The organism is Klebsiella sp. w6, from assembly GCF_033100215.1.
GTDB lineage: Bacteria > Pseudomonadota > Gammaproteobacteria > Enterobacterales > Enterobacteriaceae > Klebsiella > Klebsiella variicola.
Genome location: NZ_CP136907.1, coordinates 2730830 through 2753871, shown reverse-complemented (window position 1 = coordinate 2753871; position 23042 = coordinate 2730830). Strand labels below are relative to the sequence as shown.

Here is a 23042-nt window from a genome sequence, read left to right as displayed (position 1 = left end):
GTGGCTCTTCCCTGCCCTATATCACGCAAGACCGCCTGGAACGGGCTCTGGAGATGATAAGAGCGTTGAATAACATTGACCCCATTTCTGATAACGGTGTTTAACGTTTACTGCTCAGTTATATCGCAACGGCGTCTGCCCAACAGCTGATAACAATTGTCGAGTCCACGGGTGGCGTGGCGCCCGAAAAATTTGATCCACACTGCCGCTTTCGACTACCTCGCCGTCTTTCATCACTGCAATACGATGACTCATATGCTGCACCACGCCCAGATCATGAGAGATAAACAGCATTGACAGATGCAAACGGCGTTGCAGCGCTACCAGCAAATCCAACACTTGCGCCTGGGTGGTGACATCCAGCGCCGACACCGGCTCGTCGCAAATCAGAATATCCGGCTCGCAGGCCAGGGCCTGGGCGATGGCGATACGTTGCCGCTGCCCACCGGAAAGCGTGGCCGGACGTCGCGTCAGCAGATCGGGACTTAAACCAACCAGCGCCAGCAACGCCTGCGCACGTGACAACCGGTCCGCGGCTGTGAGCGTCGTATGCAGGCGCAGAGGCTGTTGCAGCAATTGCGCCACGTTATATTGCGGATTAAATGAACCCAGCGGATCCTGCACAATCGTCTGGATACGCGCCCGCAACGGCTGCCGCTGACGTTCTGTCAGCCTGCTCCATGGTTGCCCAGCGAGAAGGATCTCGCCCTGTTGCGGTGCCTGCAGCGCCAGCGCCAGTTTGCCTAGCGTGGTCTTGCCGCTACCGGATTCGCCCACAATGCCCAGCGTTTCGCCCTGCGCGACCTCTAACGTCACCTGATTGACGGCCTGCAAGCGACGGCCATCTGGCAGAACATACGCCAGTGATACGTTATCGGCAGCCAGCACGGGTGTGGTGCTGTCGGTACTGATGTTCTCCCGCACTACCGTTTGACCCAGCGGATCGTTTCCTGTTAACCACTTCCCACGCGTACCGGCAGAGGGAATGGCCGCCAGCAGACGGCGGGTATAAGGGTGTTGCGGCGCATGCAGCACCTGTCGCACCTTGCCGCTCTCCACCGCTTTGCCCTGCCGCATCACCACCACACGGTCGGCAATATCCGCCACCACCGACAAATCATGGGTGATCAGCAGCACGCCATGCCCGGCATCCGCCAGGGCCCTGAATACATTCAAAACTTGTTTTTGTACGGTGGCGTCCAGCGCGGTAGTAGGTTCATCGGCAATGAGTAATCGCGGCCCCGCCGCCAGCGCCGATGCGATGAGCGCACGTTGGCGCAGGCCACCGGAGAGTTCATGTGCATACTGCGCCATCCGGTTATGCGGATCGGGGATGCCGGTTTGCGTTAACAGCTCCGCCACGCGTTCGCGAACTGCCGTCCCCCGTTCCAGGCGGTGCGTCAACAACGGCTCCGCGACTTCCTGACCAATCCGGCGCAGCGGGTCAAGCGAGGTCAGTGCATCCTGCAAAACAAAACCAATTTCGCGCCCGCGTAGTTGCTGCCAACGGCGGGCATCGCACGCCAGTAAATTCTGCGACAGGCCATCGTGCCCCTGCAATATCAGGGACTCGGCGCGAACAGCCGCTCCGGCCCCCGCCAGCCCGACTAATGTCCGGGCCGTGACGGATTTACCCGAACCGGACTCGCCCACCAAAGCCAGGACTTCACCGGCATGCACGTCAAACGATAAGGCGTTAACCGCCTCAATCACCCCCTGCGACGAGGGGAAGCTGACGCTCAGTTGCGCCACCTGTAACAGCGGTTGCTGGAAGGTCTCTGTAGTCATGCGATCCCGCCTTTGGCAATAAGGGTTTGAACACGTCGGCCCAGCAGCGTAATGGCAATCACCGACAGCGCGACAACGCTGGCGGGCAGCAGGCTGACCCACGGGGCGCTATCGAGAAAATTACGTCCCTCAGAGAGCAATGCGCCCCACTCCGCCGTCGGCGGAGTCACCCCAAGTCCAAGGAAACTGAGGGCCGAGGCGGATAATATGGAATAGCCTATCCCCACCGTTGCCAGTACCAGCAGCGGGCGCAGCGTATTGGGCACAATATGGCGCAAAATAATCACCATTGGCGGCTCACCCAGCGCCACCGCATGCTGCACATACCCCGATAACCTGACCTGCAACACTTGCGCGCGCACCAGCCTGGCATAGCCAGCAATGCCGGCCAGTCCGACCGCCAGCAGGGTATTCTCTGGCCCACGCCCCAACACCGTGATAGCCAGCAGCGCCAACAGCAAATCGGGGAACGCCAGCATAATGTCCAGTAGCCGTACGAGTAACTGCCGTACCGCCCTGGGCGCAAGACCTGCCAGTGTCCCCAGCACAATACCGCCCGCGCTGGCAATCAGGGTCGCGCCGACCCCAATGCTCAGCGACAGCGAGGTGCCATACACCACGCGGGTAAACACATCACGCCCCAACTGGTCAGTACCGAACCAGTGTCTGAGGTCCGGCGGCTGCAAAATCGCGCTGAAATCCATCTGTTCGGGGGTGTACGGCGTGAATAGCGATGGAAAAAACACCGCCACCACGAGCAGTAGCACCAGTAACAACGGAATGCTGGTACCCGGCGCCAGCCACGGGTTACGATAGCGCCCCCCGTCGCGGCGGGCCACCCGCAGTAAAAGATCACTCATCAGCATGCCCTCGCAGACGTAGACGGGGATCGATCAGTAAATAAAGGGTATCAATCAGCAGGTTAATCACCACAAACAACAGCGCGGAGAACATCACCACCCCCAGCACCAGGGGCATGTCTCGGTTCTCAATCGCACCGAGAGTGATTTGTCCCAGCCCCGCCCGACCAAATACTGTTTCGGTCAGAATTGAGCCGCCTAATACGCTGGCCAGCAGCGTCCCCGTCAGCGTCGACACCGCCAGCGAGGCATGGCGCAACGCATGCCGTAAGCGCAGCGCAGTTTCACTCACCCCTCGCGTACGCACGGTCATGGCGAACGGCTGCGAAAGCGCCTCCTCCAGCCCATCACGCAGCACCTGGCTGAGTGTCGCAGCCAGCGGCAGGCTGAGCGTCACCACCGGCAGCACAAGGGCGATCCAGCCATCGTTACCGGTCACCGGAAACCATTGCAGTTTGAAACTGAAAATGCTCAACAACACGATGCCGATCCAGTACACCGGTGTGCTAAGCAGCATCAGCTCCAACCCGGCAAGCAGAGACCGCAGACGCGGATGACGTCCGGCTGTCAGTAATGCGTTAAATACCGCCAGTACCAGTGCCAGCGCCAGGGCGCTGACGGCCAGCGGCACCGTCTCTTTCAACGCTGCGCTAATCACCTGCACAACAGGCTGGCGATACTGATAACTCACGCCAAGGTTGCCCGTCAGCGCCTCGCCACAGTAGCGCAAATATTGCCACCACAGTGGCTTATCCAGGCCGAACTGGCGGGTCAGTGTCTCGCGAAAACTATCATCCACAACGCTGTTGGCGCTGCCTATCAGAATTGCCACAGGATCGCCGGGGATCAGTTTTACCGCAACAAACGTCAGCGTTGCCGCGCCCCACAGCACGGCGAAAATGGTCAGCAGGCGCTTGCCTGCTGCCAGCAGCTTAGCGTTGGATCCAGACATCATAGAAATTCGGCTTCGCGTTCGTGGCCCAGCTAATGCCCTGCACCTGTTTGGCTTTCCCTAACTGATATGCCGGGATGTATATTGGCACCGCCCAGGCCTGATCGATAATCTGCTGCTGGATGGCATAGTAGATGCGTTTACGCTCGGCTTCGCTGGCACCGACAGCGGTTTCCAGTTGGCTATCCAGCGCTTTAACGCGGCTGAAGTTGTTCCCCTTCGGCGGAATATAGTTGGAGTGAAAAACGGTACGCAGGATGTCCGGCTCCGGGCGAACAAAATAGTTCGAGATAATGTCGTACTGGTTAGCCGCCGTGCGGCTGCTGAGAATGCCTGAATCCACCGGATCGAGTTTCAGTTCAAAACCGGCTTGTTTTACCTGGTATTGAATTGCCTGGAACAGCGTCACGTCAGCGGCTTCGACATCGTTTGAAGAATAGGTAAATTGCACAGTAAGGCGTTTACCCTCCTTGACCCGGTAGCCTTCGCTATCGGTTTGCTGCCAGCCGGCTTCATCCAGAAGACGGCGGGCTTTTTGCAGATCAAACCCCCACTGGCTGGCAATGGCCGGATCGTAATCCAGCGTAGCGGGTCCAAGAATATTGTCGGCAGGTTTCAGGATGCCAAAGAACGCGGCTTTAACGGCAGTAGTGCGATCGATGGCGCTCTGGAAGGCCTGCCGCACTTTCAGGTCGCTGAAGATCCCTGTGTCGCTATTCAAATAAAGGACGCGCGGAACGCCGGGGTTTTCCCTGGTGATCACATCCAGCTTCGGGTTATTTTTTACCTGCGCATAATTCACCGGCGGAATGGCATCGATCACCTGTACCTGCCCGCTATTCAGCGCGCCAAGACGTACCGCTGACTCCGGCAGGTACTTAAATTCGATCTTATCCAGCCATGCCGGGCCTTTATGGGTGGCATAGCCCGGACCCCAGTTGTAATCGGCGCGCTTGCTGAGTTTACTCCCACTGCCTTTGACAAACGATTCGAGGATAAAGGGACCGGAACCGACCACGGTATTGCTGGTATTCGCCGTTTTCTGCAGATAAGCCGGTGACTGAATACCGAGATACGGCAAGCTCAGCCCCTGCAGCAGCGGTGCGAAAGGCGTTTTATAGCGGATCACCACGGTGTACTCATCTGGCGTAGTGATCGCGTCAATCGGCCCCAACAACGATTTGGAGTAACTGGAGGTGGTTTTCGGATCGAGTATGCGTTCAAAGTTATATTTTACCGCCGCAGCATCCAGTTTTGTGCCATCACTAAAAGTCACATCCTTGCGAAGATGGAAGGTGTATTCGCGGTTATTGTTTTTAATTTCCCAGCGTTCCGCCAGCCATGGTGTAAAGCTGTTATCTTCCGCCTGGCCGACCAAAGAATCCACCACGTTACGCGTAACCAGAGCGGTGACGGAATAAGCGGTAATAGAGGGGTCAATAATCGGGGTATCGCTGCCCAGAGCGACCGTCAGCACACCCCCCGCGACAGGTTTATCCTGTGCGTGAGTGGTGAAGCTGGCAGTAAGCGTTAGCGCGGAAAGCAGACTGATGCGCAATAAACTGTTCTGTGAATAAATGCTTCGTTTCATCCCTTTTCCTTGGCCTGGTTTTTGTTAAATATCTGGCAATTAAAGTCCATTGTAGGGGGAGAGCCGCCGTCGAGTAACGATGGATAATTTATATCTATTTCTGAAAATAGCTTTTTCTTCAGGTGGGAAGAAAAGAAAAAAGAGAGCCCCGAGCTACAGGCCCGAATAAAATAACATAAATGCTCGCCCTCTATAATTTCTCTCAAAAGAGTCAGAAGGCAGCTAAATTAACCCTCCGACTTTATTAAGATAAAAATGTGAAATAAGAATCGGCATTAACGGTAATGGTAAGTTTCGCCAACAAGACGCAGAACGTCGAGATATAACCCGTATTCAGGAGGCGCCGCGTCCGGCGCCCCCTGTGATCCACCTCGCGGCTACTCCTCGTATGCCGCGTGATGGAAATCAATTTCCCACTGCAGCACCTCGCCGTAAAGCGCCGATAACGCCTGCTTTTCGTCTTCACTCAGCGCCATGGCGCAGCGGTCGAGTTCGTTTTTAAGCCAGAGAGCCTGCTGATAAAATTCGTCCTCCGCGTGCATTTCCACCCAGCGTCGTAAATCAGCATCGCTCTGATAATATTCGCTCGCCCGTCGGCACCAGAAATAGTACATCCATTCCGCACCGAACATCAGGGTCACAATCTGCTCATAGCTGCCCTCGCGGGCGGTCCGCAGCATACCGTCGCGAAAGCGCCGTACCCCGGGCAAATCATCCGGGTACTCAGCGGGATCGATCTGCCGCGCTGACAACACCTGTTCAAACCACGCGATCTGTATATCAACCAGGGCATTCAGCACGCCAATCAGCCAGCGCTGCTGTTGAATACCCGGCGCTTTGCTGACCCCGAGGGCAACAATCGCGATTGCCGTCGCGACAAAGTTGCCCTCAAACACCAGATAGCGGTTGAAGACGACTGTCGGCAGACGATCCTGTTCGATATCAGTCACAAACGGGTGCTGCTGCATCGCCTGCCACGCCGGTTGATGTTCGCGCAGCAGGCGCGCGCTAAACGCTTCCATTAAGCTTCCTCCAGCGCGGCCTGCGCGACCGACATAAAATGCTTCACCCGGGCCAGCTCAACATCGTTCCACCAGACGCCATCGACCTTCATTGTACTGGCCACAATGACCCCCTGAGTCCGCCCGAGGATCTGCTTCACGTTAGCCGGTGTCACCCCGGAGCCCACCAGGAGCGGTAGTTCCGTCGCCGCGCGGATCTCGTCAATTTCCGCCATCGTGGCGCTATCGCCCGTACGCTGGCCGGTGGCGATCACCGCGTCAGCCTCGAAGAAATCGACATCGCGCGTCAGTTCCTGAATCGAACGATCGGCGACAATGGCATGGCTACCGTGCTTAACGTGGCTATCGGCAAAAACGCGAATATGTTCAGCGCGCAGCATACTGCGGTAGCGCAGCGCCTTAGCGGCCGCCCCTTCTATAAATCCTTCGTTGGCGATATAGGCGTTGGCCCACTGGTTTACGCGGACGAAATCGGCGCCTCCCGCCAGGGCGATCGCCATTGCCGGGATCGCCGCGTTAGCCAGAACGTTAATGCCCAGCGGCACAGCAAAACGTTCACGAACTTTCTCGGTAATGACCGCCATCAGCGCTGAGGTTTCATGGCCGATATCCTCAGGTTTAGAGAAAGGAATATCGCCATGGTTTTCAATAATCAGACCATGAACACCGCCTGAAATATAATTTTCAGCATCGCGAAGCGCACGTTCAACAATATCCGAGACTGATTTTCCTCGATATTTTGGCGAGCCAGGAAATGGGTCGCAATGAATAACACCAATAACAGCCTTGCTTCGTGAAAAAATAGCTTGTATTGCATTCGTTTTTTCTGCTGAGATAGCAACCATCTTATCCATCCTGTTAAGGGAACACTATGCGTGTTTACGTTACTGGTAATATTACCGTAGATGAAACCTGGTCCATTCCGGATATACCGAAAAAAGGAGCCTCCATTCACGGCGTTAAAGTGTCGCAGGATATCGGCGGTAAAGGCGCGAACCAGGCGATTATATTATCCCGCTGCGGAATAGAGACGCGTTTAATTGCCGCCACGGGAAATGACAGCAACGGCGCGTGGATCCGCCAGCAGATAAAAAATGAACCACTGACGCTACTACCCGACGGCCATTTCAATCAACATAGCGATACCTCGATTATTTTAAATAGCGCTGATGGCGACAACGCCATCATTACCACTACGGCGGCGGCCGATACATTCAGCCTGGATGAAATTATTCCGCATATGGCGGATGCCGTCGCTGGCGATATTCTGCTGCAGCAGGGCAATTTCTCCCTCGATAAAACGCGGGCGCTGTTCCAGTACGCCAGAAGCCGCGGCATGACGACGGTATTCAACCCCTCACCTGTCAATCCTGACTTTTGCCATCTGTGGCCGCTCATCGACATCGCGGTGGTCAATGAATCCGAGGCCGAGCTGCTCCAGCCATACGGGGTGAGAACCTTAGTGATTACCCAGGGCGCCGCAGGCGCCTGGCTGGTCCAGGAGGGCCAGCGTCAGTTTTGTCCCGCCGTGCCCGCCGAGGCGCTTGATACTACCGGCGCGGGCGACACGTTCCTCGCCGTCATGTTGGCCTCCGCCCTGCTGCGCGGCGTCGTGCCGGATGCGCTGGCGCTGGCGCACGCCAGTCGCGCTGCCGCCATTACCGTTAGCCGCCGGGGGACGCTCAGCGCGTTTCCCGGCAGCCGTGAGCTCGCCGCCCTGTTAACCACGGACAGCGCGCGCTGACCTACTTAAACAGCGGACGGTATGAATCGACGTTCGCTTTGGTCACCACCGTCGCCGGAACCAGAATGGTTTTCGGCACGGTTTTACCCGACGTGATGCTGTTCAGCGCATTCAGGGCTTCGGCGCCCATCTTTTCCGGGTCCTGCTGCAGTACGGCGGTGACGTAGCCGCCGTCCATACCGGAAATCGCCTTCGCCGTCAGATCCCAGCCAAAGACTTTAATATCTTTCTGCCGCCCCTGGTTTTCTACGGCGGCGATAGCGCCGAGCAGCGCGGGTTCGCCGGTGGCATAAATCGCTGTCAGATCCGGGTTACCGGTGATCAGGTTTTCCGCCGCGGTCATCGCTTTATCCTGCACGTTCTGCCCGTCGACCACGTTAGCGATAGTAATCTTCGGATTGCTTTTCAGCGTCTCTTCGAACCCTTTCTGCCGCTGGTTCTGAATGGCCGAATTCAGCGCACCGACAATACCCAGTCGCGCCTGGCCGCCCATCTCTTTCTGCACGTAGTCCACAAAGTATTGACCGATAATTCTGCCGCCTTCAATATTATCAACGCCGACCTGAGCTGCCTGTGGCCCGGCCGGTAATACGGCATCAATCGCAATCACCGGAATGTTTGCGGCGGCGGCTTCTTTAACCGCTGGCATGATCCCGTTAACGTCGATAGCAGCAACCAGAATGCCTTTAACGCCTTGCTGAATATAGTTTTCTATCGCGTCGTTTTGCGCCACGGGATTATCGTTAGAGTTAAAAATAACTAAATCCTTGCCACTGGCTTTGGCCGCATCCTGTGCGCCTTTATTCATCAGATTAAAGAACAGCGCCTGTTGGTTGATTTGTACCAGCGCATAAGTCGGACCGGCAGCGCTGGCGGCAGAAATAAAACTCATTGATGCCAGCATGGTCGTGGCGACAGCAAGTAAACGCAGTTTTCCGGTGTGAAATAACATCATCAGTATCCTCGTCGGGAATAGTTGATAGCCAGCAGAGTTCCGCGCCGCATGCGAACGCAGAAGGATTATTTTTTTGGCGGGCAAATATCGTCTATATCGCCAGAACAATCATTGAACGTTCGGCGGATACCTGCTTAATGTCATCCCGGCAACCGGTCCGTGTCGGTGCGCGACTGGAATAACTTAAACGGGGTTGGGAATGACTTCCCGGATGATGCGGTAAACTGCCTATACAATTCTCTGCTGATTAAAATTTGTCAAGCATTTATTTTTGGTGATTGTTCGCAGAGAAATTGCTGTATCCACCGCGCTTAACTATGTTACAGATAGCCGATTCTGGCAGAAATGGCGCAGGAAATGAGTATAAAACGCGTATTGTTATCCGATGTGGCAAAGCTGGCGGGGCTGTCGAAGGCGACCCTGTCGCGCTATATGAACAACAGTATTGTGCTGCCGCAGGACACCATCGACCGCATCGAAACCGCCATTCGCGAACTGGACTATCGCGGCAATAGCCTGGCACGCCGTCTTAGCAAAGGCGGCAGCGAAACGCTTGGCCTGGTGCTTCCCGATATTACCAACCCCTTCTTTGCCGAACTGGCCGACGCTGCCGAAGAGGCCGCTTCTGCCAGCGGCTACAGCCTGGTGCTGTGTATCACCCGCAACAACCCGGAAAAAGAGTGCCAGTTCATTCGCTGGCTGGATACCTGCCAGGTCGACGGTCTGCTGTTCACCACCAACCGCCCCGATAACGGCCTGCTGCGCAAGGAGGTCCAGCGTCACGAACGCATTGTCCTGCTGGATGAAGATATTCCCGGCAGTAAGGTACCGAAAGTGTTTGCCGATAACGTCCAGGGCGGGCGGATCGCCACCGAAAAACTGATCGCCGCCGGGCATCGCCATATCGCTTTCGTCGGTGGCCCGGACAAGCTGATGAGCGTCCGTGAGCGCTATCAGGGCTTTTGCACCGCGATGGAGCAAGCGGGCCTTAGCTGGCCGCCCGAATGGGTGATGTATGGCGACTACCAGCGCGAGTTTGGCCAGCAGGCGCTGCGGTACCTGTTCAGCCAACCGGTTCGCCCCACCGCCGTCTTCGCGGCCAGCGACTATCTGGTGCTCGGCCTGCTCGATGGCTTGCGCGCCAGCGGGCTCCAGGCGCCGGAGGCGCTTTCGTTAGTCGGCTTCGATGACGCCAACTACGCCGATTTTACCCAGCCGCGGATCTCCACTATCCGTCAGCCCGCCCGCGAACTGGGCCGTACCGCGGTGAACATCATGATGCGCCTGCTAAACGACGATCCGGACATCCCTGCGGAAACCCGCCTGCCGGTTGAATGGATTGGCCGCGACTCGATCAAGATCTGTTAAGCCCGTCCCAAAATGGCGCAAAAGCGCCCGCTTTTGGCGCAAAAAACGATCAATTAACAATTTATTCACTATAATCAGTAAACCGGTTTACCGGATTTTATTCAATTAAGTGTATTGAATACATAAGGTTAAGTTACAGGGCTGCTGTGTGGTTCCTGCCCTGGCACGGATGCTGCAACGTTCTTACTGGCGAACAAATATCTTACATAGCGTTTGTCCTGACTGCCCTGGCGAGTGCTCTATTCCGCAGGTAAACCGGTTTACTAGATTGTAAACCGTGTCGGATAGAGTCCCTCCCGCAGGATGGCGAACATTTTCCCGGCCACAGCGATGGGAGTTATCAGATGCAGCAGCCACAAACTACCCCGCCAAGGGTAGAGATGATCAATATCACCAAGACCTACGGGTCGATACGCTCATTGCGCGGAGTCAACCTTGAGCTGGCCCCGGGCGAAGTGCTGGGCTTAGTGGGCGATAACGGTGCGGGGAAATCCACCCTGACCAAAGTGCTCTCTGGCGCGGTGATCCCCTCCAGCGGCACGATTCGTATCGACGGTGAACAGCAACAGTTTACGAATCCGGCCGATTCGCGCCGTTGCCATATCGAGATGGTCTACCAGGATCTGTCGCTCTGCGACACGGTCGACGTCGCGGGCAATCTGTTTATGGGCCGTGAGCCGATGAAATCGGTCCTCGGCATCCCCTTTCTCGACGAGGCCAAAATGCACGCCGATGCCAGAGAGATGCTTAAAGGGCTCGGGATCTCCATTCCGGATACTCACCTTCTGGTGCGAAATCTCTCCGGCGGCCAGCGCCAGGCTATAGCCATCGCCCGCGCCGCGGCCTTTGACCCGAAAGTGCTGATTATGGATGAACCCACCGCCGCGCTGGCCGTCGCGGAAGTTGAAGCGGTTCTGGAGCTCATTCGCCGCGTTTCCGCTCGCGGGGTGAGCGTGATTCTGATTACCCACCGCCTGCAGGACCTGTTCCTGGTCTGCGACCGGATCATGGTGATGTATGAGGGTACTAACGTCGCCGACAGACGGGTGTCCGACACCAGCCTGAGCGATATCGTTAACCTGATTGTGGGCGAAAAATTCACCGCCCGCTCTGCGGCAGCACATTGAGGTAACAGGATGAGTATCATGAACTTAAGCAGCTCCCGCATGATCCAGCATTCGCTGCCGCGCCGCCTGCTGCATAACCACTCAGGCGTGGTCAGCATCGCGCTCTTTTTCGTCTTCTGCTGCGTGGTGTTTTCGCTGATCACCAGCAACTTTCTCACCGGCACCAACTGGCTCAACATTATCCGTCAGAGCGCCCCGCTGCTGATCGTCGCGACGGCAATGACTCTGGTCATTACCACCGGCGGTATCGATCTGTCGGTAGGCTCCACCCTGGCGCTGGTCGGCGCGCTCTCCGCTATCGCCCTGAATAGCTGGGGGCTGCCGTGGCCGGTGGTACTCCTCGGCGGCCTGCTGCTCGGCGGATTCGTTGGCGCCATCAACGGCTTCTTTATTGCCTATGAAGGCATTCCGGCGTTCATCGTCACGCTCGCCACCCTGGCCGTAGTTCGCGGCATCGCGCTGCTGGTCACCCAGGGCTACTCGATTCCGGTACCGGCTGACAGCCTGTTTACCTTTATCGGACGCGCGTGGGTAGTTGGTATCCCCATGCCCGCGCTGATCGGCATGATGATACTGGTGATCGGGCATATCGTTCTCAACCATATGCGCTTTGGCCGCTACGTGACCGCTATCGGCGCCAACGCCGAAGGCGCGCGGCGCAGCGGCATTAACACCAAAGCGGTCACCATGAAGGTCTATATCATCAGCGGAATGGCCGCCGCGCTGGCGGGGATGATCATTACCGCACGCCTCGGCAGCGGCTCTTCCAACCAGGGCGAAGGCTTTGAACTGCAGGTCATTGCTGCCGTTGTGCTAGGCAGCACCAGTCTGTTTGGCGGCTTCGGGACTATTATTGGCACGCTGCTGGGCGCGCTGTCGATTGCGGTCATTCAGAACGGGCTGATCCTGTCGCATATTTCGCCGTTTTACACCCAGATAGCCACCGGCACCATTATCCTGCTGGCTATCTGGCTGAACACCCGCATTCTCAACCCGACGCGCTCCGCGGCAAAAGGATAGCTGATGAAAGGATCAATTTTTCGCCATCCCTCCCCGCTGCCGGTTGGCGTCAGCAGCGGTTACGTAATGACTGTGCTTGGCCCACTACCGATTAACGAAATGGGCGTTACTCTGATGCATGAGCATATTCTGCTGGATGCCTCCGGCAAATGGGTACCGCCCTGCTGCTGCAGCGATCGCCATCTTGCCGAAATGCCGGTGAAAATGGAAAACCTTGGCGAACTGTCGCTTAACCCGCTGATGAGCCGCGATAACTGTCAGCTGTTTGATGTCGACGTTGCGATTGACGAGCTGACTAAATTTCGCGCCCTTGGCGGAGAAACGGTGGTCGACCCGACCAATATCGGCATTGGCCGCGATCCGAAAGCGCTGGCGCGCATCGCGCGTCTGACCGGTCTGAATATCATTATGGGGACCGGGCTCTATCTGGAACCTTCGCACCCTGAGTGGGTAAAAATCAGCAGCGTCGAACAGCTGACCGAACGGCTGATTTACGATCTTGGCGGCGCGGAGGAGAAACCGGAGGTGCTCGCAGGACTTATCGGCGAAATCGGTATCTCCAGCCGCTTTACGCCGGATGAGGAGAAATCCCTGCGCGCTGCGGGTCGGGCCAGCGCCGCGACCGGCGTGCCGATCGAGGTCCATCTGCCTGGCTGGGAGCGGCTGGGCCATCGGGTGCTGGATATTCTCGAGCAGGAAGGCGCCGATTTACGCCATACCGTGCTGTGCCATATGAATCCCAGCTTTGCCGATAAGCGCTACCAGCGCGAACTGGCGCAGCGCGGGGCGTTTCTCGAATACGACATGATTGGCATGAGCTATTACTACGCCGACGAGTCGGCGCAGTCGCCCTCCGACGAGGAGAACGCCCGCGCGATCCGCGAGCTGATTGACGACGGCTACATCCAGCAAATTCTGCTGTCGCAGGACGTCTTCCTGAAAACCATGCTCACCCGCTACGGCGGCCACGGTTATGGCTACATACTCAAGCATTTTGTTCCCCGTCTGCGGCGCCACGGCGTCAGCGGCGAACAACTTGAAACCTTAATGATTGGAAACCCCCAGCGGGTCTTTGGCGGATAAAAGGAAACGTCATCATGCAGAAAAAAATCTTACTGGTCGGTGAGTCCTGGACCAGCACGTCAACGCACGTTAAAGGCTTCGACCAGTTTGCCACCGCCACCTGGCACACCGGCGCAACGGACTTTCTGGCCGCGCTCGCCGACAGTCCCTATGCCATTACCTATATGCCCGCCCACGCGGCGGCGACCGACTTTCCGCTGACGCTGGAAGCGCTGCAGGAGTGGGATGCGATTATTCTCTCGGACATTGGCGCCAATACGCTGCTGCTGCATCCGGACACCTGGCTGAAGAGCCGCCGAACCGCCAACCGTTTAACGCTCCTGCATGATTACGTGGCCGGCGGGGGGGCGCTGATGATGATCGGCGGCTATTACAGCTTCCAGGGAATCAACGGCGGCGCGCGCTACCGCCATACCGCGGTGGAGAAAGTGCTGCCGGTACGCTGCCTGGCCTGGGACGACCGCATTGAAACCCCGGAAGGCTGCTATGCCGAAGTGACGGAGTCTCACCCCCTGTTTAACGATATTCCGGGCGAATGGCCGTGGCTGCTGGGCTATAACGAAGTTGAAATGCACCCGGAAGGCAAACTGCTGGCGACCGTGGCCGGTACCGGTCATCCGCTACTGGCTGTTCGCGAATATCAGCAGGGTCGTTCGCTGGTGTGGACCAGCGACATGTCGGCGCACTGGCTGCCGGAAGAGTTTGCCAAATGGCCCGGCTATCGCCAGCTATGGATTAACTGCCTCGACTGGCTGACGGAACGCCGCTGATGACCACGACCCTTGAGCTCGCCCGGCAGCTGCTGGGCTTTAACACCATCAACCCGCCAGGCAGCGAAGCCGACTGCATGCGGTTCTTCGCCGACTGGCTTGACGAGAGCGGTTTTGAGGTTTCGCTGTCGTCGTTCGGCGAGGGACGCTGCAATCTTATTGCCAGCCTGCCCGGGGCGAAGAGCGGTAAACCGCTGGCCTTTACCGGACATCTGGATACCGTCCCGCTGGGAAATGCCCGCTGGCAGTACGATCCTTTTGGCTCGCAGATGGAAGACGGGCGTCTTTATGGCCGCGGATCCAGCGATATGAAAGCGGCGATAGCGGCGTTTGCCGTCGCCTGCGTTCATCAGCGGGAAGCGATCCTCGCCGGACGCGGCGCGGTATTGCTGATAACCGGCGGAGAAGAGACCGGCTGCGACGGCGCGCGGGCGCTGATCGCCTCCGCAACGTTGCCGGAGGTGGGCGCGCTGATCGTCGGTGAACCCACCACCAACTATCCGGTTATCGGCCATAAAGGCGCGCTCTGGCTACGCTGCGAAACGCGGGGGAAAACCGCCCACGGCGCGATGCCGGAGCTGGGGATCAATGCTATCTATCTTGCGGCGGATGCGTTGGGTAAGATTCAGCATTTTTCGCCAGGCGCGCCGCATCCGCTAATGAAGCAACCCACCCTCAACGTCGGACGCATAGAAGGCGGACTCAATATTAATTCCGTACCGGACCGCACGCGTTTTGATGTCGATATCCGCAGCGCGCCCAATTTACAGCACGCCACTATCCGGGAGCGCTTGACGACGCTGCTTGGCGAAAGCGTCACCGTCTCCACGCTGGTCGACCTGCCCGCCGTCCTCAGCCGGGAGGATCACGCGTGGATTAAGCAGGTTTACCAACGCTGTCAGCCGCTGCACGCTGAGCCGATTGCGCCGCGCGTGGTGCCCTACTTTACCGACGCCTCGCTGCTGCTGCCTGCATTGGGCGATCCGCCCTGTATTATTCTCGGCCCCGGCGAGCCGTCGATGGCGCATCAAACCGACGAGTACTGCCTGCTCAGCCGACTGGCGGAGGCAGAACAGCTATACGGTGACATTATTCGCGACTGGATGGCATCACCGCCCGCGACGAAAGTAAAAAATGAGTGACACTGTCACTGAAAGCGCGTGCCATGCATTCAGCGTTTGAATAATTTCGCGGAATAACAGAGGATAACCGCCTCGTACACGACGGTATCCCCACCAGCAAGGAGGCTTAGCATGTCCGTGAAAACCAACGCTGTGCTCGTTTGCACCCTCTCTTTACTTCTTTCCGCCTGCTCGGGTGGTGCTTCTGCGCCGGACAGCGCCGAAGACGCTAAAATATCGGCTGAAGTGGATAAGATACTTCGCGATTATCAAACGGGTTCCGATACTTCACCCCAGGCCAATGCCTCACGCTATCTGGCGCGGATCCAGGCGGCTATCTTCGCTAACATAGACCAGCCGGCCTCCTGGCAAGGGCAAAAATGCTCGGTGCGCTTTATGCTGCAGCGTGACGGGACGGTGCAGGATCCAACGGTCGAGAGCGGCGATCGGCCATTCTGCGCGCAGGTGATGTCCGCGCTGAAAAAAGCCAACATCCCGCCCGCGCCGGACGAAAAAACCTATCAAACCTTCAGTCATGTCGTGCTGGACGTGAAGCCCTGAGCTTGCCGGCAGAAATGGCCCCGGCCATCACCAGGGCCATTTCGAACAAGATAAGCTGACAGCCCTTCTTAACAGACGCTTTTTGGCGATCAGCGAGGAATGATTCAATAGTAACAGGCTGGCGCAAGCCTGTTTTTTTTCCATTCTTCAGGATCGTGGCCGGGTATGAATACCGCATGATATCGCTCGGTAAGCTGACGCAGCTTTCGCACTGACTGAGCGACATCAGTAGCAGACGTCATTAGCCCCGGGAGCGCCTTCTCATGGTAATGATCTAAGGTATAAGCCGCATCAATCGCTAGCTGTAGCGAATCGCGTTTGAAATCCCCCCGACTCGCATTTATCCCGTTTTTCTGCTCAAGATAACTGCAAATGAAAATAGCGCCCTGCTCAAATTAAGTGCAACTGTGCTCGCATTTATCCTCTCCGGATTGCATTCCATTGCCCCGGAATCACGATAACTGCAAATCAGCACCATTATATTGGCAGACCCACTGCCAGCATCCTGTCACGCAGTTCTGCCGTTCTGGCCGGGTCCAGCTGATTACTGAATAATGCCCTTATTTCAGAGGGTTTGGCATCAAACTGCTCCACCATATCCTTCAGACGGTAGCCGTGTCGTGTCAGGGTTGGTTCCAGATCGTCAAGCTGCCGGGACAGCACGGATTCAACCAGCGCGGCAGTAACCGGCTTTTCACCCGCCAGGTAACCACCTTCCAGTGCCAGCGCCAAATGCTGTTGTACCTGCAGGGGGGTGCGGAGTTTTGCGGCCAGCAGATCAATGGCATCGCTGGTCAGAATCTTTTCAGGCTTTCCCTTACCGGTGCTGGTTTTCAGCAGCCAGTGGATGTACTCACGCTGACTGCCGGCGATCCCGTCCAGGGTGAAAATATCGGTCCGGTAGCCAATTTCTTCCATCGTCGGGCGACGTAAATCATTGCGCAGCTTCGGGTGACCGGCCAGCACCACAGACAGGCGGCCACCACCATCCTCCACCACTTCCATCAGCCGTTTGAGTCCTGTCAGAGTATTCCCGTTCAGGTCATGAGCCTCATCAACGAACAGTGCCACCGGGCGTTTTCCCTTTTTGACCAGCTCCTGGAGCTCACGCTCGCGTCGTTCCCCCTGTTTGGGGATCTGTACCTGTCTGTCCGGTGCCAGATCGTAAAACAGGGCGCTGATCAGCGTGGCAAGCCGTATAGTATGTTTTTCCACCGAGAGCGAACGGGCAACGATGATTTTATTTTCGTCCGTCAGCTGTTGCTGTAAACGTCGCAGTGTCACGGTTTTACCGCTCCCGACCACACCGCAGACCGCGACGAGTCGACCTTCATGTATTGCACCTTTAATGTCCTTCAGCAGCTGTTTATGGTGCGCCGTTTCATAATATCCGGCCTGATCGATGGGCCGTGTCAGCCCGTAATGCTCCATCACTTCAACCCGCATGATCTTCTCCTGATTGTCTGTTACGGAAATAAGCCCTGACGCGGGCGAGTACTTCACTGCGGATGAGGGTTTCCGCCAGAAGACTGTCGATAAACGTCCGATCTTCGCCTGACATTCTGGCCAGAGGAATTGCCAGGTCACCGGCGATGGCCAGTTTTGCCGCAATCACCGTGGGGTACTGGTATTCAGACTCCGGGGGAATAAAAGGCTGATGGGGCAGTTCATGCTGAGTCTCCGTGGTTTCGCTGACCAGCCGGATATCACTCCCGGCGAGAGCACTGACGGGCAAGCCCAGTTGCGCGGCCAGGGCATGGATACGGTCAGCGCGCTCTGCTGCCTTCCCCTGGCGGAACGCCCGGTATTGGTGCAGCGGAACCGGGCCGGAGACCGGATGTTGGAAGGCGACATATCAAACTGCCAGCAGTCATTGCTGTATTCCGCCTGAAACCGGGTGGCCGGAGGTTCCCGCAGCAGGCGGGGCTGGTCGAGACGGTACAGTGAGAGCCAGCGGTTAACCGTGGGCACACTCAGCACGCCTGCAGGGGCCCTGACGAGACCCTGTTGTGTTTCCACGCCATACTCTTCAAGCAACTGGATTGCACGCCCGGTCGACAGATGGCGTCCGGCTTTGTTGGTGGTGCGCAGCTTCAGCGCGGCGATCAGCTCGCAGTAATATTCCAGGTCCGGGCGGGACATCACCCGCGGGCGACCATGATCCCGCCGGTGGGCCGTACGGGGGCGGAGTGTGCGGTGGAGAGAGCGATAAACCGTGGTGGCAGAAACACCGTACAGCTGAGCGACAGTGGCGATCTGAACGGCCCGTTCGGGACTTTTGGGCGGAAGACGATCAAGCCGCTGTCGCAGTTGCAACAGGGAGTCTGAGGGGATGGATTTACGCCGGCTGCTCATAGTTATCCAGCACCCGGTAGACTGATGCCCGTCCAATACCCAGCTGGCGGGCAATTGCCGTGGCACCCATTTTCTCGTCTACATACAGACGGTACACCTCAGCAGGATCAATGGACGGTTTGCGGCCACGGTAAACCCCGCGCGCTTTGGCAGCAGCGATGCCTTCCATCTGACGCTCCCGGCGCAGGTTGGTTTCAAATTCCGCGAACACACCCAGCATATCGAGGAAAGCCTTGCCGGCAGCACTCATGGTATCTACCGGCTGCTCTGTGGCCCTGAGGGTGATCCCGCGCTGATTCAGGCTGTAAACGATATCCTGTAAATCCCGGATGCTGCGCGCCAGGCGATCCACCCGCGTCACCATCAGCGTGTCACCCGGGCGCAGGAACTCAAGCAACAGACTGAGTTCTGTCCGCCCGTCCCGGCTGCTGCCGCTGGCTTTTTCAGAACGAATGATTTCACACCCGGCGGCACGCAGGGTCTGCGTCTGGAGTGTAAGGTCCTGCTCGTGCGTGGAAACGCAGGCGTAACCGTAAAGTGCCATAAATAATGAAAACTGTCTCGTTAGCCTTTAGATGATGAAAACGTAGCACCGGGACGAGACAAAAACGACCCAAATGAGACAGAAAAACTGTCTCACCAGGATGTCTGTTTTGGGTGTACCCAAAACAGACACACAAAATGATCCGGAGGGATTTCATTGTCACTGAGCAAGTGCTGCAATTCTATTGCAGCCTAAGCAACGGAGGTAACAAAAGGGCTGGTCATCCATACATCAGCGCGCTTTGCGTTTGATGACCATCACCAGGCTTAGCAACGTAAAAACCATCATGATCCACGACATCGTCCATGGCGTGCCGTCGCTCATTGCAGAGAGTAAAAGCGATGACACAATACCGCTGCCATATTGCAACGAACCAATCAGCGCAGAGGCTGACCCTGCCATATTGGATGGGACATTATCAAGCGCTGCCGCCGTGGATGCAGCGGCAACAATACCGTTCATGGAGAAAAAGATAAAAATTGTCACGACCATTGGCGCCATGCCGCCAGTCTGAATTTTTGCGCAAACAGCCAACACGACCATGGCCAGTGCCGCGACGAGAACAGCAACCCGTAACAACGTATGCAACGGATGGTGCTGAACCAGACGGCGATTAATGGAGCTAAGCCCCATTACACCAATGATATTGACACCAAACAGCCAGCCGTAATGCTGCGGGTCAACATGAAAATAGCTGATGTAGACAAACGGCGAACCAGCAATGAAAGCGTAAGCGGCCACGTAGAAAAAACTGACACACAGGGTATAGCGCATGAATGCGCGATTCTGTAGTAACGAAGCATAGTTGCCGAAAGCGCTGCTCAGTGGTGTTGTCAGTCTCTTTTCGTCCGGTAGCGTTTCAGGTAACCACCAGAGCGCGATAAACATTCCTGAACCCAGAGCCATCAACAGCCAGAACACGGCACGCCAGGAAGCAATGGTGACAATCTGTCCACCCAACAGCGGACCAATCACCGGGGCGATAGCACTGATGATCACCAGAGTCGAAAGCATCTGCGCCGCCCGGGTGCGGACATAGAGGTCGCGGATCATTGCCCTCGCCAGCATCGGTCCGGTGCAGGCACCAAAGGCCTGAAACACTCGCCAGAAGACAATTTGCGGCATAGTTAAAGCCATCGCACACCCAACTGACCCAATAACAAACAGTACCATACCGATAAATAATGGCATGCGTCGTCCGATTCGATCGCTGATTGGGCCCCAGATCAACTGGGCCAGTGAGAAACCAATCAGAAAACCGGTAATGGTCAGCTCCACATCCCCATGTAATTCAGCGGCCATTATCGGCATGGAAGGCAGGTAAATATCGGTGGAAAGTGAAGTAAAGGCCATTAATGCACCGAGAATAACGATAAAAAAGACCCCGGATGTCGCAGCGTGCCTGGACGGAGAAAAGATTTTTTGTTTATTCATAATGTCCTGATAATGTTTCGATGACGGAAAAAGCCTTAAAGGTATAACCCGTGTATTTGGGAAACGTAAAATACAGTACGTTAGGGTTACCTTTTAATCAGATGCTAATCTTGATAAAGAGCCCGGGCGCAAATACTGTTTTTTGACCTGTCCAGAGTGGAATAAATAAGAGTCAGTCTTATAATCAGAGCGGAGCTCTGCATCTGAACGTTCTACTGATACGTAAAGTGGGCCGGACGAGGGGAAAAATGAGGTCCACTCGCCCGACATTCTGTCAGAATACGCTCAGGACAGCATGAGGAATATAAGGTGCCTCCAGCGCAGCGATCTCTTCCGGGCTTAGTGTGAGATCCAGCGCGGCGACCGCGTCTTCAATATGGTTGATGGCGGTGGTGCCGACGATAGGGGCTGTAATAAACGGTTTACTGAACTGCCAGGCAAGCGCCACCTGTGCCATCGACACCCCTTTGTGTTGTGCGATTTTTTCCAGGTTATCGACCACGACTTTATCTGCCGCCTCCGTCGCTCCCCAGACCAGTGGAGAGACGCCATCAATCTGAGAACGCTTCGTCCGTGTCCCCCATGGACGGGTAACCCGGCCGCCGGCGAGCGGGCTCCACGGGATGAGCGCTACGCCACGGTTCTCGCAAAGGGGGATCATTTCCCGCTCTTCTTCACGATGGATCAGCGAGTAGTGGTTTTGCATCGAAACAAAGCGGGTCCAGTTATTTTTTTCCGCGATGTTCTGCAGTCGCTCGAATTGCCAGGCGTACATCGAGGAAGCGCCGATATAACGCGCCTTACCACTTTTGACAACATCGTGCAGGGCCTCCATAGTTTCTTCCATGGGAGTGTGCGGATCCAGACGGTGAATCTGGTACAAATCGACATAGTCTAATTGCAGTCGCTTCAGACTGTGGTCGATTTCAGCCATGATGTTTTTCCGGGAAAGCCCGCCTCCGTTAGGACGGTCCGGGCGCATCGGAAAATTAACCTTTGTAGATACCACAATGTCATCCCGGTCAAGATTAAAGGCCTTGATCAGTTGCCCGGTGACGATCTCACTGCTTCCCATCTGGTACACATTGGCGGTATCAAAGAAATTCACCCCCAGTTCAATCGCCCTCTGGAAAATCGGCTTGGCGTCGTCAAAATCTCTGGCCCAGGGAAACAGGCCATTTTCACTACCAGGTTTGCCAAAGCTCATCATTCCCATACAGATCTTCGACACATCCACGCCCGTATTACCCAGTTTGGTATATTTCATGTTTAACCCCAGTTAGTTACGTGAACAGCATTAACATGCCAGTGAACGTTTTTGACAGAAGTAAAGAATAAACAGCAATATTTGATGAGCATCAGCGCTATTAGTGTTTATTCATATTTCTGTAGCGTGCAGGCGGTGTTTTATATCTTTTGGTGAAAACTCTCGTAAAAATCTGTTGTGATTCAAAACCAAAAAGACAGGTGTGACTACCGGTAAATTTCTGCAACCCCGTGCATTTTATTATTCCCTGAGGCTGATAATATTTTGAATGAGGTTGCTCCACGGGCATCTGCCTTAAGGGATAATTCCCCGGTCAGTTCATCCAGAGATAACGCATTACCGGCTGACACGACACCAATTTTTTCTTTACCGGTTGTATTGGTAATTTGTTGTGCTGCACTGGCAATATTTAACGACGCGAGTGTTGATACAATAAGAATAAACAGAGTGGATTTCATTGCCTTAACCTCTTTACTTTCTGGTATTAAAAATGAATGCAGAATACTTCTGCGGTTGATGTCAATACAGATGGATGCGTAACATCCGCCCTACCGTTAATGCGACGATTCACGCCGCTGTCGAATCAGGATGAATGGCATACAAGTCAGCCCTGATAAAATCAGGCTCTTTCTCCGGAGGCATATTATTTAAATCATGAACCCCATCATTGCGGATTGGATTATCCGGAAGCATATCAGCAAACAGTGGAGTGAGCGTGGCCTGCTCATTGCCCTTTACCGCAACCAGCTCAAATGTTTTATTTTCTGCGGCAATATCCGTTAATGCGGAAACCAGTACCCTGGCGATTTGGTCACGAGCAATCACGCCATCTTCCGGTGTTCCGGCATGGCGCCTGTCCCCCTGCAGAAAAACCAGTTGACGCTCATCCGGCTCGTTATAATCAAACCAGCCTGGCCTGACGATGGTATAAGGATGTCCGCTGGCCCGCACAAGACGCTCCGCTCTTCGCTTCCAGTCATGGACTTCTGTTCGCTGGTTCCAGGCCCCCAACCTTTCTGTCACGCCAATCGTGGTCATCAGTACGATGCGGACCGCAGCGCCGGTGAGAAGCTTCAAAATGTTACGAACGCCGCCATAATCAATGGCTCTGGCGCCAATACGACCTTGTTCACCGGAGCCCAGTGTAAAAATCACCGCATCAATATCTTTGATGACATCCTTTAATGTTTCCGGCATCGCGACATCACCATAAACAACATCGGTATCGTGGGGTAACAATCTGGCTTTCCGTGGATTCCTGACCAGCGCTCTGGGCTTATGTCCCATTTTAAAAGCCTCAGACACGACATGGAGGCCGATGCTCCCTGTAGCGCCGACAATTAATATTTTCATAATGGACCTTGATTCGAATGTGCAAATATTTCAATGGACAGATCATAGCAGTTACCATAACTCACAGTAATGAGGCTAAAATGATTGTGTCTATGAACAGTTCTCATGAGTCTGGTATATTGAGAAT

21 protein-coding genes and 2 pseudogenes are annotated in these 23042 nt (G+C 55.8%); 8 read left to right on the top strand and 15 right to left on the bottom strand.

Features of this window, described 5'->3' with window-relative positions; all coding sequences use genetic code 11:
- Nucleotides 1-114: 114 nt before the first annotated feature.
- The 6 genes from R0140_RS13570 to R0140_RS13545 form a co-directional block, all read right to left on the bottom strand.
- A complete protein-coding gene (locus R0140_RS13570) occupies nucleotides 115-1788 on the bottom strand; it encodes a dipeptide ABC transporter ATP-binding protein (RefSeq protein ID WP_047666572.1) in 1674 nt (557 codons plus the stop codon).
- Complete coding sequence (locus tag R0140_RS13565) at nucleotides 1785-2648, bottom strand: ABC transporter permease (RefSeq protein ID WP_012968221.1); 864 nt, start codon at nucleotides 2646-2648, stop codon at nucleotides 1785-1787. The genes R0140_RS13570 and R0140_RS13565 overlap by 4 nt, the downstream gene beginning before the upstream one ends.
- Complete coding sequence (locus R0140_RS13560; protein ID WP_008804871.1) at nucleotides 2641-3603, bottom strand: ABC transporter permease; 963 nt, start codon at nucleotides 3601-3603, stop codon at nucleotides 2641-2643. The genes R0140_RS13565 and R0140_RS13560 overlap by 8 nt, the downstream gene beginning before the upstream one ends.
- The gene (locus tag R0140_RS13555) at nucleotides 3581-5191 is read right to left on the bottom strand and encodes an ABC transporter substrate-binding protein (RefSeq protein ID WP_032754400.1); all 1611 of its coding nucleotides are present in this window, start codon (nucleotides 5189-5191) and stop codon (nucleotides 3581-3583) included. Before R0140_RS13555 ends, R0140_RS13560 begins: the two co-directional genes overlap by 23 nt.
- Nucleotides 5192-5568: 377 nt before the next feature.
- Nucleotides 5569-6213 carry a TenA family protein gene (locus R0140_RS13550; protein WP_032754401.1) on the bottom strand — a complete coding sequence of 215 codons (645 nt, stop codon included), beginning with the start codon at nucleotides 6211-6213 and terminating at the stop codon, nucleotides 5569-5571.
- Entirely contained in the window at nucleotides 6213-7058 is an 846-nt protein-coding gene (locus R0140_RS13545) for a BtpA/SgcQ family protein (protein ID WP_004176161.1), read from the bottom strand. The genes R0140_RS13550 and R0140_RS13545 overlap by 1 nt, the downstream gene beginning before the upstream one ends.
- A gap of 26 nt (nucleotides 7059-7084) precedes the next feature.
- Here R0140_RS13545 and R0140_RS13540 point away from each other — a divergent pair, with 26 nt between their 5' ends.
- Complete coding sequence (locus tag R0140_RS13540) at nucleotides 7085-7957, top strand: PfkB family carbohydrate kinase (protein WP_032735597.1); 873 nt, start codon at nucleotides 7085-7087, stop codon at nucleotides 7955-7957.
- A 1-nt stretch (nucleotide 7958) separates the two neighbouring features.
- On the opposite strand, the gene R0140_RS13535 is transcribed toward R0140_RS13540, so the two are convergent.
- Nucleotides 7959-8912, bottom strand: coding sequence for an ABC transporter substrate-binding protein (locus tag R0140_RS13535; RefSeq protein ID WP_012541714.1), 954 nt, complete (start codon nucleotides 8910-8912; stop codon nucleotides 7959-7961).
- A 345-nt stretch (nucleotides 8913-9257) separates the two neighbouring features.
- On the opposite strand from R0140_RS13535, the gene R0140_RS13530 reads away from it, so the two are divergent.
- The 7 genes from R0140_RS13530 to R0140_RS13500 all read left to right on the top strand — a co-directional run bounded on the left by R0140_RS13530 (nucleotide 9258) and on the right by R0140_RS13500 (nucleotide 15962).
- Entirely contained in the window at nucleotides 9258-10280 is a 1023-nt protein-coding gene (locus tag R0140_RS13530) for a LacI family DNA-binding transcriptional regulator (RefSeq protein WP_004190069.1), read from the top strand.
- Nucleotides 10281-10660: 380 nt separating this feature from the next.
- Nucleotides 10661-11407, top strand: a complete 747-nt coding sequence (locus R0140_RS13525; RefSeq protein WP_074186512.1) for an ATP-binding cassette domain-containing protein — start codon at nucleotides 10661-10663, stop codon at nucleotides 11405-11407.
- A gap of 18 nt (nucleotides 11408-11425) precedes the next feature.
- Nucleotides 11426-12427, top strand: a complete 1002-nt coding sequence (locus R0140_RS13520; protein ID WP_008804867.1) for an ABC transporter permease — start codon at nucleotides 11426-11428, stop codon at nucleotides 12425-12427.
- A 3-nt stretch (nucleotides 12428-12430) separates the two neighbouring features.
- Nucleotides 12431-13510, top strand: coding sequence for a phosphotriesterase family protein (locus tag R0140_RS13515; RefSeq protein WP_012541711.1), 1080 nt, complete (start codon nucleotides 12431-12433; stop codon nucleotides 13508-13510).
- 14 nt (nucleotides 13511-13524) lie between these two features.
- On the top strand, nucleotides 13525-14280 hold the full coding sequence (locus R0140_RS13510; protein ID WP_008804865.1) for a glutamine amidotransferase: 756 nt from the start codon (nucleotides 13525-13527) through the stop codon (nucleotides 14278-14280).
- Nucleotides 14280-15422, top strand: coding sequence for a M20 family metallopeptidase (locus R0140_RS13505; protein WP_016161046.1), 1143 nt, complete (start codon nucleotides 14280-14282; stop codon nucleotides 15420-15422). Before R0140_RS13510 ends, R0140_RS13505 begins: the two co-directional genes overlap by 1 nt.
- 111 nt (nucleotides 15423-15533) lie before the next feature.
- Entirely contained in the window at nucleotides 15534-15962 is a 429-nt protein-coding gene (locus R0140_RS13500) for a cell envelope integrity TolA family protein (protein ID WP_016161047.1), read from the top strand.
- A 104-nt stretch (nucleotides 15963-16066) separates the two neighbouring features.
- Here R0140_RS13500 and R0140_RS13495 read toward each other — a convergent pair.
- From R0140_RS13495 to R0140_RS13460, 8 genes and pseudogenes are all read right to left on the bottom strand, one after another.
- A pseudogene (locus R0140_RS13495) lies at nucleotides 16067-16264 on the bottom strand (N-acyl homoserine lactonase family protein); the annotation flags it as partial.
- 175 nt (nucleotides 16265-16439) lie between these two features.
- The gene (locus tag R0140_RS13490) at nucleotides 16440-17465 is read right to left on the bottom strand and encodes an ExeA family protein (RefSeq protein ID WP_110184994.1); all 1026 of its coding nucleotides are present in this window, start codon (nucleotides 17463-17465) and stop codon (nucleotides 16440-16442) included.
- A pseudogene (locus tag R0140_RS13485) lies at nucleotides 17398-18317 on the bottom strand (hypothetical protein). The gene R0140_RS13490 and the pseudogene R0140_RS13485 overlap by 68 nt, the downstream one beginning before the upstream one ends.
- Complete coding sequence (locus tag R0140_RS13480; protein ID WP_046619827.1) at nucleotides 18301-18861, bottom strand: recombinase family protein; 561 nt, start codon at nucleotides 18859-18861, stop codon at nucleotides 18301-18303. The pseudogene R0140_RS13485 and the gene R0140_RS13480 overlap by 17 nt, the downstream one beginning before the upstream one ends.
- 231 nt (nucleotides 18862-19092) lie before the next feature.
- Nucleotides 19093-20295, bottom strand: coding sequence for a multidrug effflux MFS transporter (locus R0140_RS13475; RefSeq protein WP_032735605.1), 1203 nt, complete (start codon nucleotides 20293-20295; stop codon nucleotides 19093-19095).
- A gap of 274 nt (nucleotides 20296-20569) precedes the next feature.
- Nucleotides 20570-21562, bottom strand: a complete 993-nt coding sequence (locus tag R0140_RS13470; RefSeq protein WP_174159404.1) for an aldo/keto reductase — start codon at nucleotides 21560-21562, stop codon at nucleotides 20570-20572.
- 206 nt (nucleotides 21563-21768) lie between these two features.
- Complete coding sequence (locus tag R0140_RS13465; RefSeq protein WP_072056601.1) at nucleotides 21769-22020, bottom strand: YdgH/BhsA/McbA family protein; 252 nt, start codon at nucleotides 22018-22020, stop codon at nucleotides 21769-21771.
- A 109-nt stretch (nucleotides 22021-22129) separates the two neighbouring features.
- Nucleotides 22130-22915, bottom strand: coding sequence for an SDR family oxidoreductase (locus tag R0140_RS13460; protein WP_032735609.1), 786 nt, complete (start codon nucleotides 22913-22915; stop codon nucleotides 22130-22132).
- Nucleotides 22916-23042: the final 127 nt, after the last annotated feature.